The sequence below is a fragment of the Streptomyces sp. NPDC048392 genome, assembly GCF_043200575.1.
Classification (GTDB): domain Bacteria; phylum Actinomycetota; class Actinomycetes; order Streptomycetales; family Streptomycetaceae; genus Streptomyces.
The window spans coordinates 63,350-75,482 of record NZ_JBICYB010000015.1 but is presented as its reverse complement, the minus strand read 5'-3'; the positions used below and the strand labels follow the sequence as shown (position 1 = coordinate 75,482).

At 73.1% G+C, this 12,133-nt stretch carries 13 protein-coding genes and 1 pseudogene; 10 read left to right on the top strand and 4 right to left on the bottom strand.

Annotated features, from left to right (window positions below; all coding sequences use genetic code 11):
• Window positions 1-7 precede the first annotated feature (7 nt).
• The 5 genes and pseudogenes from ACGFYH_RS21180 to ACGFYH_RS21160 all read left to right on the top strand — a co-directional run bounded on the left by ACGFYH_RS21180 (window position 8) and on the right by ACGFYH_RS21160 (window position 3,557).
• Window positions 8-574, top strand: coding sequence for a DUF5134 domain-containing protein (locus ACGFYH_RS21180; RefSeq protein WP_393804687.1), 567 nt, complete (start codon window positions 8-10; stop codon window positions 572-574).
• A 113-nt stretch (window positions 575-687) separates the two neighbouring features.
• On the top strand, window positions 688-1,623 hold the full coding sequence (locus ACGFYH_RS21175) for a M56 family metallopeptidase (protein WP_393804686.1): 936 nt from the start codon (window positions 688-690) through the stop codon (window positions 1,621-1,623).
• 45 nt (window positions 1,624-1,668) lie between these two features.
• On the top strand, window positions 1,669-2,340 hold the full coding sequence (locus ACGFYH_RS21170) for a phosphatase PAP2 family protein (protein WP_393804685.1): 672 nt from the start codon (window positions 1,669-1,671) through the stop codon (window positions 2,338-2,340).
• Window positions 2,341-2,414: 74 nt separating this feature from the next.
• Window positions 2,415-2,612 (top strand): annotated as a pseudogene (locus ACGFYH_RS21165) (hydrolase); the annotation flags it as partial.
• A gap of 198 nt (window positions 2,613-2,810) precedes the next feature.
• Complete coding sequence (locus ACGFYH_RS21160; RefSeq protein WP_393804684.1) at window positions 2,811-3,557, top strand: TetR/AcrR family transcriptional regulator; 747 nt, start codon at window positions 2,811-2,813, stop codon at window positions 3,555-3,557.
• Here the strand turns inward: ACGFYH_RS21160 and ACGFYH_RS21155 are convergent.
• The gene (locus ACGFYH_RS21155) at window positions 3,545-5,047 is read right to left on the bottom strand and encodes an LVIVD repeat-containing protein (protein ID WP_393804683.1); all 1,503 of its coding nucleotides are present in this window, start codon (window positions 5,045-5,047) and stop codon (window positions 3,545-3,547) included. The two genes, ACGFYH_RS21160 and ACGFYH_RS21155, sit on opposite strands and share 13 nt — an antisense overlap.
• A gap of 221 nt (window positions 5,048-5,268) precedes the next feature.
• Between ACGFYH_RS21155 and ACGFYH_RS21150 the strand changes: the two genes are divergently transcribed.
• Complete coding sequence (locus ACGFYH_RS21150; RefSeq protein ID WP_393804682.1) at window positions 5,269-5,907, top strand: DUF305 domain-containing protein; 639 nt, start codon at window positions 5,269-5,271, stop codon at window positions 5,905-5,907.
• Between the two features lie 92 nt (window positions 5,908-5,999).
• Here the strand turns inward: ACGFYH_RS21150 and ACGFYH_RS21145 are convergent, their stop codons facing one another.
• The 3 genes from ACGFYH_RS21145 to ACGFYH_RS21135 form a co-directional block, all read right to left on the bottom strand.
• Window positions 6,000-6,455 carry a DUF6214 family protein gene (locus ACGFYH_RS21145; RefSeq protein WP_393804681.1) on the bottom strand — a complete coding sequence of 152 codons (456 nt, stop codon included), beginning with the start codon at window positions 6,453-6,455 and terminating at the stop codon, window positions 6,000-6,002.
• Between the two features lie 188 nt (window positions 6,456-6,643).
• Window positions 6,644-7,006, bottom strand: coding sequence for an ArsR/SmtB family transcription factor (locus ACGFYH_RS21140; RefSeq protein WP_393804680.1), 363 nt, complete (start codon window positions 7,004-7,006; stop codon window positions 6,644-6,646).
• 164 nt (window positions 7,007-7,170) lie between these two features.
• Window positions 7,171-7,932, bottom strand: coding sequence for a PaaX family transcriptional regulator C-terminal domain-containing protein (locus ACGFYH_RS21135; RefSeq protein WP_393804765.1), 762 nt, complete (start codon window positions 7,930-7,932; stop codon window positions 7,171-7,173).
• Between the two features lie 102 nt (window positions 7,933-8,034).
• Between ACGFYH_RS21135 and ACGFYH_RS21130 the strand changes: the two genes are divergently transcribed.
• The 4 genes from ACGFYH_RS21130 (at window position 8,035) to ACGFYH_RS21115 (ending at window position 12,112) form a co-directional block, all read left to right on the top strand.
• Window positions 8,035-9,759 (top strand): DNA alkylation response protein, encoded by a 1,725-nt coding sequence (locus tag ACGFYH_RS21130; RefSeq protein WP_393804679.1) that lies wholly within the window; start codon window positions 8,035-8,037, stop codon window positions 9,757-9,759.
• 82 nt (window positions 9,760-9,841) lie between these two features.
• Window positions 9,842-10,996 carry a WD40/YVTN/BNR-like repeat-containing protein gene (locus ACGFYH_RS21125; RefSeq protein ID WP_393804678.1) on the top strand — a complete coding sequence of 385 codons (1,155 nt, stop codon included), beginning with the start codon at window positions 9,842-9,844 and terminating at the stop codon, window positions 10,994-10,996.
• A gap of 70 nt (window positions 10,997-11,066) precedes the next feature.
• The gene (locus ACGFYH_RS21120) at window positions 11,067-11,744 is read left to right on the top strand and encodes a uracil-DNA glycosylase (RefSeq protein WP_393804677.1); all 678 of its coding nucleotides are present in this window, start codon (window positions 11,067-11,069) and stop codon (window positions 11,742-11,744) included.
• A complete protein-coding gene (locus ACGFYH_RS21115; RefSeq protein ID WP_393804676.1) occupies window positions 11,741-12,112 on the top strand; it encodes a hypothetical protein in 372 nt (123 codons plus the stop codon). The genes ACGFYH_RS21120 and ACGFYH_RS21115 overlap by 4 nt, the downstream gene beginning before the upstream one ends.
• The last annotated feature ends 21 nt before the right edge of the window (window positions 12,113-12,133 follow it).

Below are 12,133 nucleotides of genomic sequence, written 5' to 3'. Positions count from 1 at the left end.
GGTGCGTGTGCACGGACCGGCGTCGCCCGGATGGCTGCTGGTCGCGCTGTGCGCGGTGACCGGCGTCTACTGCCTGCTGCGGATGCGCAGCCGGGTCGAGGAGCAGCGCCGCGCCGCGGGCGGCGAGGCCCTCATGGGATTCGGCATGGCCGCCATGGCCGTGCCCGCGGCGGCGTTCGCCCCGCCGGCGTGGGCCTGGCCCGCGTACGCGGTGGTGTTCGGCGCCGCCGGGCTGCGGGCGCTGTGGGCGGCCCGGTCCGGTCGCCGCCATCTGCACCACCTCGTGGGAACGGCGGCGATGGTCTACATGGCGGTGGTGATGGCCCACTCCCCCGCCCACGCGCACGGCCACGGCACTTCCGGTACACCGGTGGTGACCGGGGCGCTGCTGCTCTACTTCACGGGGTACGTCCTGCGGACCGGCGCTCGTCTGATCCCCGTCGCGGCAGTGGCCGGGGGCGGTCCGGAGGCAGACGGCCGTGCGGCGGCCGGCTGGGGCGACCGGCCGGAGCTGGCGCGGGCCTGCCGGCTCTCGATGGCGATCGCGATGCTGGCCATGCTGCCGACCATGTGACCCGGGCCGGCCGGGGCCCGTGCTGACCGGCGTTCGACGGGCGCGATCGTTGCCTGCGTCACTTCGCGCCTCGGGTCGCGCTGCCGACGGCGCGGCGCTCATAGGCTGCCCCCATGGTTCTCCCCGCGGCACTGCTGCTGCTCGGCGCGTTGACCGCCGTGCTCGCCCCCAGGCTGCTCGCCCGGGCCGACTGGCCGGACCGCGAGCCGGTGGTCGCCCTGTGGGTCTGGCAGTGCGCGGTCGCGGCGGTGATCGTGTGCTGCGCGCTGTCGATGACGTTCAGCGCGGCGGCGGCCTGGCACGCGGTGGGCGGGCCCGTCTTCGCGTCCGCTCCGGGCCCGGTGGTCGAGGCGTACGCACGGGGCACGTCCGGTCTCTGGGCGGACACGACCGCCGTCACCCTGGCCTGTGGTGGGTTGTGGAGCGTCGCGATGCTGGTCCGGGAGGTCGTCGGGGCCCGTTCCCGGCGCCGGCTGCGCCGGGCGCAACTCCTGCACCGCGCTCCGCTGTTGCCCGGCGAGGAGTCCGGTCCCGACCGGCTCGTCGTCCTGGAGGGCGAGCGACCGGACGCCTGGTGGCTGCCCGGGTCGCCCCCGCAACTGGTCGTCACCACCGCCGCGCTGCGCCGCCTCCGGGGCCGGCAGCTGGACGCGGTGCTCGCCCACGAGAAGGGGCACGCCCGGGCGCGGCACGACTGGCTGCTGAGCTGCTCCGCCGCGCTGGCGGACGGTTTCCCGAGGGTCCCGGTCTTCGCGGCGTTCCGCCACGAGATGCACCGCCTGGTCGAACTCGCCGCCGACGACGTGGCCTCCCGCCGTTTCGGCCGGCTGACGACCGCCCTGGCCCTGGTCGAACTCAACGAGGACCGTGGCGTCTTCGGCCCGTGCCCGGCCGCCCAGGCCCATGTCCCGCAGCGCGTCCACCGTTTGCTCACCCCGCCGGACCGGCTGACGGCGGCCCGGCGGCTGCGGCTGACCGCGGCGGCCGCGCTGGTACCGGCGGTTCCGGTGCTGGTGGCGTTCGCCCCGGGGCTGCGGGCGTTGGGCTAGCTGCCGAACTGGCCACGGGGACACCGGTTCGGCGAGGATCGCAGCATGCAGACGCCGCCCGTCGACTCCCCGCCCTCCCCACCGCGGCCCCGCACCGCCCTTCGCGTCACCTGGATACTGGCCGCGTGCTCCGCGCTGCTGCTCACCCTGGTGGCCGTCGAGTGGAGCCCGTTGTTCCGGCTGGACGACGACATCGCCGGCACGACGCACCGCTGGGCCGTGGACGAGCCCGGCATCACGCACGCCATGCGGGTCCTCACCGACTGGGTGTGGGACACGTGGACCATGCGCCTGCTGTGCGCGGTGGTGGTGCTGTGGCTGTGGTGGCGGCGGGCCGACCGGCGGACGGCCGTGTGGCTGGGGGCGGCCTGTCTGCTGGGCAGCCTTCTGCAACAGGTCCTCAAGGCGGCGGTGGACCGCGCCCGACCGGTCTGGGCCGACCCCGTGGACTCCGCGCACTACGCGGCCTTCCCCTCCGGGCACGCCATGACCGCGACGTTCGTGTGCGGCCTGCTGGTGTGGCTGCTCCACCACTACGGCGCCGGCCGCGCTCTGCGCCGCGCCGGCCTGGCCGTGGCGGTGGTCTCCGTGGCCGGGGTCGGCGTGACACGGGTGTGGCTCGGCGTCCACTGGGCCACGGACGTTCTCGGCGGCTGGCTCCTGGGCGCCCTTGTCGTGGTGCTCGCGGTGCTGGTGCACCGGCGCGCGCGGCCGTGAGCGGGGCGGGATCCGCCCGACCGGGTTCCGGCCCGAGCGCGACATCGTCTCCGTCGCCTCCCGGGAACCGCCGGCACGGCATCCGCAAGCCCGGCCCTCGGCTGTCCGGCGTCGCCTGCGCGGCGCTGGGCGTGGAGCCGGGACGGACGCTGATGGCCGGCGACGGCGGGGGTGCGGACGGCGGGGCCACGGCACTCGGCCGCGGGGTGCACTTCGTGGACCATCTGCCGGTGGCCGAGCGCCCGGCCGGCCTGCGGCCGGTGCTGGACCTGGTGTGCTGGGCCCGGGTCGCCGTGGGCGGCGCGCACTCTCGCCGAGCACGTAGCCCGAGGCAACCAGTGGGGCGTCCCGTCCGCCTCGGACGATCCCCCGTGTCGCCCGAGGCAGACGGTAGCCGGGCGGACCCCTGGAGGTCCGTCCACCTGCGCCGAGTATAGTTGGCTGCCAGCCAGTCAACGCAGGAGTACAGCATGTCCCCGCGCAGCGCCTCGGTCAATGAAGAATTGCGGCGGCGCTCGAAGGAGCGGCTCCTGCAGGCCGCCGTGGAGCTGGTGGGCGAGCACGGGTACGAGGCCACCACGCTGGGGGCCATCGCCGACCGGGCGGGTTCTGCGCGCGGACTCGTCTCGTACTACTTCCCCGGCAAGCGCCAGCTGGTGCAGTCCGCCGTGCACCGGCTGATGCACCGCACCCTGGAGGAGGCGCTGGAGCGCGAGCCGTGCACCGCCGACGGGCCCGAGCGGATGGCGCGGGCCATCGACGCGGTCCTGGGGCTGGCCCGGGACCGGCCGGTGCTCATGCGGCAGCACATGGCGGGCCTGCTCCAGGCCGAGGTGGGCTTCGTGCCGTGCCCGGAGCAGCGGCGGCTGGCGGAGCTGCTCCGGGACACCGTGGCACGGCACGGCTCGCGGGACGTCGAGCGCGACTACCCGATGCTGCGCGCGCAGCTGATGGGCGCCGTCTTCGCGGCTCTCGTGCCCGGGGTGCCGATGCCGGTACCGGAACTGCGCTCCGAGTTGTTCGCGCGCTATCGGCTGGACTGGGAGCTGGGTGTCCCGCCGGACGCCGAGGCGCCCGGCGGGACGACGTGCGAGACGGACCTGTCGCGGTTCTTCGCGACCGGCGTGCCCGGTCGCCCGGACCGGACGGACCGGACGGACCGGACGGACCGGACGGACCGGACGGACCGGACGGACCGGACCGCTCAGTCGAAGTAGTCCGGCTGCGTCTGCGTGTTGAGCTCACGCAGGTGGACCCGCTTGGCCGGGTCGGTGCGCCGGTCGCTGAGCTTGAGGACGTCGAAGCCCTTGGCGATGTCGTTCGAGTAGATGTAGCCGTTGTAGTAGTACGCCGACCAGGAACCGCCGGTGGTCATCGTGTCGGTGGTCAGCGGACCCCGCTCGAAGTAGGCGATCTCCTTGGGACGCGAGGAGTTGGTGAACTCCCAGACGGAGATGCCGCCCTGGTACCAGGCCTGGACCATGATGTCCTTGCCCCTGACCGGGATCAGCGAGCCGTTGTGGGCCACGCAGTTCTCGGTGTCCGCCTGGTGGCGCGGGATCTTGAAGTAGCTGCGGAAGACCAGCTTGCGGTGGTCGCCCCGGCCGACGATGTCGTAGATGCCGTCGGCGCCGCGGTTCGGGCCGATCTCCGCGTTGCAGGTGGCGGCGCCGCCACCGCCCAGTTCGTCGGTGAACACCACCTTGTTCGCGCGCTGGTTGAAGGTCGCCGAGTGCCAGAACGCGAAGTTCACGTTGTCCTGGACACGGTCGATGACCCTCGGGTGCTCGGGGTCCTTGATGGAGAACAGGATGCCGTCGCCCATGCAGGCGCCCGCCGCCAGGTCCTCGGAGGGCAGGACGGTGATGTCGTGGCAGCCGGTGGTCTTGGAGACGCCCGGGTTGGTGGGCCCGCCCGGGTTGCCGCCGCCGTCGGGGCCCTCACCGGGGAACAGCACGGGGAAGCCCACGAGGGCCGCCCGCTCGGGCGCCTTGCGCGGCACCTTGATGACGGAGATCCCGTCGTGCGGCGGCCGGCAGTCGGGGTACGCGGCGTTCGGCGAGTACGAGGAGACGTAGATGTAGACGTTCCTGCGCTCGGGCACCAGCGTGTGGGTGTGCGAGCCGCAGGCGGTCTCGACGGCGGCGACGTACTGCGGGTTCCGCTTGTCGCTGATGTCGAAGACCTTCATGCCCTCCCAGGAGGACTTCTCGGTCGCGGGCTGCGTGGTGCTGTTGCAACTGCTGTCGCTGCGTGAGGAGTCGGTCGACAGGAACAGCAGGTCCCCGGAGACGGAGATGTCGTTCTGCGAGCCGGGACACAGCACCTGGGCGACGGTCTTCGGCTTCTTCGGGTTCTTGATGTCGAAGATGCGGAAGCCGTCGTAGTTCCCGGCGAAGGCGTACCGGCCCTGGAAGGCCAGGTCCGAGTTGAAGCCGGACAGCGCGTCCTTGGGGATGTTGGCCAGGTGCTCGATGTTGTCCGAGTGGACCATCTCGTCCTGACCGGGTATGTCGCCGTGCTCGATGGCGTCACGCACTTCGGCGCGCGCACTCCTGGACACCTCCTTCGACGTGGCCGGACCGTCCCCCGGGTCGGGGGTCGCCATGGCCGGGCCGGCGGTGAGCAGCGCGGACAGGAGTCCGGCGGCGGCAGCCGCGGCTCCGAGGCGTCTGCGCCGCGTTCGCGGGTCGTTCAACAGGGTCACTGTTTCCTCCCAGCGTCCGTTCCCGTCGGAACGGTTCACGCACCCGCAGTATCGTCTTCGCCATGCACATACCAACAGGGGGCAACAGACACGCAAGGAAGTTTTCTGATCAGTGACACGCGGAAGCGTGCTAGGACGGTCATCGCACCCACAAGGTTCCGCATCCCTCCCCGGAGGGGCACCCCCAGCCACAGGAGGTCGTTGTGTCCTTTCACCCCGCGATGTCCGGCACTTCGCTCGTCACGGCCTCGCTGACCGCACTGACGGTGCTCGCACTGGGCGCCTGCGACTCGGGTTCGGACACCGGACCGGCGGCCGCCGCCGGCCCCTCGGTGATCGCTCCGGGCAAGCCGGGCGAGGGCAACCGGACCCTGTCCGCCGAGGTCGCCGAGCAGCAGCGCGCCGACGACGACTCCCCCAACTCGGCGGACGTCTCCTATGCGCGGATGATGATCCAGCACCACGCCCAGGCACTGGAGATGACCGGACTGGCGCCCGAACAGGCCGAGTCCGGCCAGGTCAAGAAGCTCGCCGAACGGATCTCGGCCGCACAGGGACCGGAGATCAAGGCGATGGAGGGCTGGCTGAAGACCCAGGGCGAAAGGGTCACGGGCGGCGGACACGATCACGCGGCGATGCCGGGAATGGCGACCGAGGCCCAGCTGGGGAAGCTGCGCGCGGCGCAGGGCAAGGCCTTCGACCAGCTCTTCCTGACGCTGATGATCACTCACCACGAAGGCGCGATCACCATGGCCACGGACGTGAAGGCCGGGGGCAACAACGTGCGGATCGAGGAGATGGCCGACGACGTGGTCGCCCAGCAGACGAGTGAGATCTCACGGATGCGCGACATGCTGTAACGGCCCCGACGACGCAACCGCGCGACGGGGCGACGGGGCGACGGGGCGACGGGGCGACGGCGTAAACGACGTGACGGGCTCTCAGGCGTGCCTCAGCGGCGCGCGCGGCGCGGCGTGAGGAATCCCTCGTCGCGCGCCTGCCCGATCAGCCTGAGCGACTTGCGCCGGCTGTGCCCGGTCGCGCGCATCACCGCGAGGACCGGGTCGCCGCCCTCGTCCCGGGCCGCCCGGTACTCGTGGGCGACGAGCCTGCGCCCCTCCCGCCCGCGCGGCCACGCGGGACGGGCCCGCCGCGACGCGGCCGGCGCGGCACGGGCGGGGCCCGGCACACAGGCCTCGAAAAGCGGGTCCTCCAGCCACTCGGCGAGCACGGCCAGGTCGTCGAGGGACAGGGGCGGATCGGCCCGTACGCCCTCGACCCGCACGTCCTGACCGGACAGCACGGCGAGCGCGTCCACCCGGGCACCGTCGGCGAAGGCCAGCCGGACGTCGAACCACGAGGTCGCGGCGTCGCCCTCACTCACCATCCAGGCGTGCCGCACGGACATCTCACCGTCGCCCGGACAGCGGTCGGAAAGCTGAAGAGAACGATCAACGAAGGATGCTTCGAGCACATACGCAACGTAACCGAATGATCACATTCCACACGAATGGAACACGCTTCGTTCACCGAGCGCGGCACCCTGTCAGCGGAGCGGGCAACGGCCGGACACCCCGTCCGCGAGTCGCCCGTCGGTCAGCCGCCATCGACGGCTGCCGCCTGACGGGCGGCGGCGGCCAGCAGGGCGTCGAGCAGGCCGGGGAAGAGCGCGTCCAGATCGTCCCTGCGCAGACCGTTCATCTTGGCCGTGCCCCGGTAGGCCTGCCGGATCACCCCGCTCTCGCGCAGCACCCGGAAGTGGTACGTCGTGGTGGACTTGGTGACCGGAAGGTCGAAGTACGAGCAGGAGAAGAGTTCACCGCTGTCGGCGGCGAGGTCCCGCACGATCCGCAGCCGGACGGGGTCGGAGAGCGCGTGCAGTACTCCTTCGAGCCGGATCTCCCCACGCGTCGGGTGCGGCAGCTCGCGGGTGCCGGCGGCGGTGGCGGCGGGGGTCACGGCGGCTCCAGTTCGTGCGGGGGCCCCACCCGGACAGGAGGGCTTCCCCATTGTACGAAGGATACCGTAGTTTGACACTCGACGTATTACGACAGTTACCGTACGAGTCGTCCCGTCCCGCCGCGACCCAGGGAGCAGACCTCCATGAGCGCCCTAGTGACGCGTCAGGTCCGGGTGCTCCGCGCCCGGACCTGTCCTGACCGCTCCCGCTGCTCCCGCTGGTACCGCGTGTAGGCGTCCCGCAGGGCCGTCCCGGGCCAGTCGGGCGGAAGGAGTTCCGCGGGCAGCACCGGATCGGCCAGCAGGTGACGCACGACGGCCGCGAAGGCGGTGAGGCGGTCGGCCGGACGCCGGGTCCGGCCGACGTGGGCGAGCAGGGACCGCGCCGTGCCGGACCAGTCGTCCAGCGACCACAGCCGCGCGGCCAGGTCGCGGGCCGGGGACCCGGGGCGCGAGACGAGCCGCTCGGCCACCCGGTCGAGACCGGCGGGCAGCGGGCGGCCCAGGTTGGCGGGGCGCAGCCAGACGCCCTCGCGGAGTTCGGCCAGGCGCAGGGCGGTCAGCCGGGTGCGCAGCTCGGCGCGTGCGGCGGGACCGCGCCCCGTCGCGGTGATCACGAGCGTCTCCCACTCGCCGCCCCACACGCGCGTGTGCGGACGCACGGCCTCGTCCTGGCGCCGCTGACGCTCCAGCAGCCGCTCGCTGAGCCGGTAGCCGGCGTCCGTGCGCCGGAGGTCCCCGGCGGCGGTCATCCGGCTGAGCGCCGCGCGCGCGGTGGAGGCGCCGACGTCGAACCCCTCCACGAGCCGCACCAGCTCCCGTGCCGGCAGTTCGGGCGGATGCGTACCGAGCAGCAGACTCAGGACCACCGACCGCGCGGACAGCGGACGCAGCGTGGGCCCGCCGCGGGCCTGGGGACCGTTCATCCGCGCGGGCACGTGTCGTTCGTCCACATGAGCACGTACTGTACGTGCGCCCGCCGTGTTGCACTATTGCTGCGGCCGTAGGGGGGATGCAACACTCGAGTCATGACGACCCTCGCGCAGGAGCCGTACGAGCCGTCCGGGCAGCCCTGGCCGTCCAAGAGGCCGCGGGGCCGTCCGGACGGGTACGCCACGCACGACGTCACCAATCAGCCACCTCCCCCGGCCCCCTACGACGCCTCCGACGACACGGCTCTGCTGGAGGGCGTGCGGCGGGAGGGCGCCGGGTGGGCCGAGGACGGCCTGCGGCGGCTGGGCCGCCGGGCGGGGAGCGCCGAGGCGCAGGACTGGGGCGATCTCGCGAACCGCCACGAGCCCGTGCTCCGCACACACGACCGGTACGGGAACCGGGTCGACGAGGTCGAGTACCACGCGAGCTGGCACCACCTGATGCGGGTGGCGGTCGGCGAGGGCCTGGCCGGGGCACCGTGGGCCGACGAACGGCCGGGCGCCCACGTCGCGCGGACCGCCGGCGGACTGGTCTGGGGACACACGGAGGCGGGCCACGGGTGCCCGACGTCGATGACGTACGCGGCCGTCCCGGCGCTGCGTGCCCAGCCCGAACTGGCGAAGGTCTACGAGCCGCTGCTCACCTCCCGGGAGTACGAACCGGGGCTGCGGACGCCCACGGAGAAGCGCGGCCTCCTGGCGGGCATGGGGATGACCGAGAAACAGGGCGGCTCGGACGTCCGTACGAACACCACGGCGGCCACCCCGACCGCCGAACCCGGTGTCTACACGCTGCGCGGGCACAAGTGGTTCACGTCGGCGCCGATGTGCGACCTGTTCCTGGTGCTGGCCCAGGCGGCTCCCGTCAGGGCGGAGGGAGGCCTGTCGTGCTTTCTGGTGCCGCGCGTGCTGCCCGACGGCAGCCGCAACACCTTCCGCATCCAGCGCCTGAAGGACAAACTCGGCAACCGGTCCAACGCCTCCTCCGAGCCCGAGTTCGACGGGACGGTGGCCTGGCTGGTGGGGCCCGAGGGACAGGGCGTCAAAACGATCATCGAGATGGTCAACTGCACCCGGCTGGACTGCGTGACGGCCTCGGCGACGCTGATGCGCAAGACCCTCGTCGAGGCCGGTCATCACGTACGCCACCGCAGCGCCTTCGGCGCCCCGCTGGTCGACCAGCCGTTGATGCGCAACGTCCTGGCCGACCTCGCGCTGGAGTCCGAGGCCGCCACCGCACTCACCCTGCGGCTCGCCGGCGCGGCCGACCGTGCCGTGCGCGGGGACGCCGGGGAGGCGGCGTTCCGGCGGATCGCCACCGCCGTCGGCAAGTACTGGGTGACCAAGCGGGGACCGGCGTTCACCGCGGAGGCCCTGGAGTGCCTGGGCGGCAACGGCTACGTGGAGGAGTCGGGCATGCCGCGCCACTACCGCGAGGCGCCGCTGCTGTCGATCTGGGAGGGCTCGGGCAACGTCAACGCCCTCGACGTACTGCGGGCACTCGGCCGCTCCCCCGCCGCCGCGCAGGCCCTCTCCGAGGAACTCGCCCTCGCGCGAGGGGCGGACGCCCGCCTGGACGCCGCGGTGGCCCGGCTGGAGGCGGGGCTCGGCGAGGCCTGCGAGACCGGGGCGCGCCGGCTGGTGGAGCTGATGGCGCTCACCCTCCAGGCCTCCCTCCTGGTCCGGCACGCCCCGCCCGCCGTCGCCGACGCCTTCTGCGCGACCCGGCTCGGCGGCGACTGGGGGCACGCCTTCGGCACCCTGCCGGGCACGGCCGACCTCGACGGCATCCTGGCGCGGGCACTGCCGCGTCAGGCCTGAACGGCCCGCGCCGCGAATTCTCCGCGAGCCTCGACGTCACCGCTCTGACCTGCGGCGACTTTGATTCCCGAGGTGACTGTCAGTGCCTGGGTGCAGACTGGCCCGTGTCCGAGACAAAGGCGTCGACGAGGACGCCGCGGAGGTGATCGGCATGACCGAAGTACTGCTCGCCGTGGGCACCCGTAAAGGCCTGTTCATCGGGCGCCGGCGGGGTGGCGCCTGGGAGTTCGACGAGAGTCCCTGCTTCAACGCACAGGCGGTGTACTCGGTCGCCCTCGACACGCGCGGCGACACCCCGCGACTGCTGGCCGGCGGCGACAGCGCGCACTGGGGCCCGTCGGTGTTCCACTCCGACGACCTGGGCCGGACCTGGACCGAACCGGCGTCGCCCGCGGTCAAGTTCCCCAAGGAGACCGGCGCCTCACTGGAGCGGGTCTGGCAGCTGCATCCGGCCGCCGCCGAGCCGGACGTGGTGTACGCGGGCACCGAACCGGCCGCGCTGTACCGATCGGAGGACCGCGGTGAGAGCTTCGAGCTGGTCCGCCCGCTGTGGGAGCACCCCACGCGGTCGCAGTGGGTGCCGGGCGGTGGCGGTGAGGGGCTGCACACCGTCCTCACCGACCGGCGTGACCCGAAGTCGGTGACGGTCGCCGTCTCGACCGCCGGTGTGTTCCGGACCGTCGACGGCGGCACGAGCTGGGCGCCCTCCAACTCGGGTGTCTCCGCCGTCTTCCTGCCGGACCCGAATCCGGAGTTCGGCCAGTGCGTGCACAAGGTGGCGCGGGACGCGGCCACCCCGGACCGCCTGTATCTCCAGAACCACTGGGGGGTGTACCGCAGCGACGACGCCGGCGCGCACTGGACGGACATCGGCGAAGGCCTGCCCTCCACCTTCGGTTTCGCGGTGGCCGCCCACCCCCACCGCGCCGACACGGCGTACGTCTTCCCGATCAACGCCGACGCCGACCGCGTGCCGGCGGACCACCGGTGCCGGGTCTTCCGCACCGCGGACGCGGGCAAGAGCTGGGAGCCGCTCTCGGCGGGCCTGCCCCAGGAGGACCACTACGGCACGGTGCTGCGCGACGCGCTGTCCACGGACGACGCGGAACAGGCGGGCGTGTACTTCGGCAACCGCAACGGCGAGGTGTTCGCGTCGGCCGACGACGGTGACAGCTGGCGGCAGTTGGCCTCCCACCTGCCGGACGTGCTGTGCGTGCGGGCCGCGGTCGTCGCGTGAACCGGACCTGGGGGACCGGCGTCGGCCACCGGTTGATCGGCGTCACCCGTACGGCAGTAGGGTGACGCCCGTGGCACCACGACCCCTGAATGAAATCGTCGAAGCGGGCTGGGCGAAGGCCCTGGAACCCGTCGCCGGGCGGATCACCTCGATGGGTGAGTTCCTGCGCGCGGAGATCGCCGCCGGGCGCACCTATCTCCCGGCCGGAGCGAACGTGCTCCGGGCCTTTCAGCAGCCCTTCGACGACGTCCGGGTCCTGATCGTCGGGCAGGACCCGTATCCGACCCCGGGGCACGCGGTGGGGCTGTCGTTCTCCGTCGCGCCCGAGGTACGCCCGCTGCCCGGCAGCCTCGTCAACATCTTCCGGGAGCTGAACACCGACCTCGGTCTCCCGCAGCCCTCCAGCGGGGACCTGACCCCGTGGACCCGGCAGGGCGTGCTGCTGCTCAACAGGGCGCTCACCACGGCCCCGCGCAAGCCCGCCGCCCACCGGGGCGAGGGCTGGGAGGAGGTCACCGAGCAGGCGATACGCGCGCTGGCGGCGCGCGGCAAGCCGATGGTGTCCATCCTCTGGGGCCGGGACGCCCGGAATCTGCGGCCGTTGCTCGGCGACCTGCCGGCCGTGGAGTCCGCGCACCCGTCCCCCATGTCGGCCGACCGGGGCTTCTTCGGCTCCCGTCCGTTCAGCCGGGCCAACGACCTGCTGATGCGACTGGGAGGTCAGCCGGTCGACTGGCGCCTGCCGTGAGCACCGGCTTCCTGGCCGTGGACTCAGGCGGCTCGGGCCTGCGCGTCGTCGTCGGCACCGTCGGTGACGACGGGCACGGCACGCTCGTCCGGCGTCTGCCGGGGACCCCGTCCGCACCGGTGCGCGGGGTGGGCCGCCGCCCGGCCCATGCCGACTCGGCCGCCGCGGTCTGCCCGGTCGGCGGCGCGCCGCGTGTCGCGGTCACCGGCGGGCTGCCGCGGATGGGCGGCCCGCTCCTCGTGCCGCTGGCAGAGGAGGTGGCGAAGCGGCTGCCGCGGCCCGGTGGACGGCGATCGAGGGGGATCCGCTGCACGGCCTCGTCCGGATCGCGACCGGCCTGGCGGCCCGTTTCCTGCTCTTCCGAGTGACGGCGGGACGCTGTGGGTGAC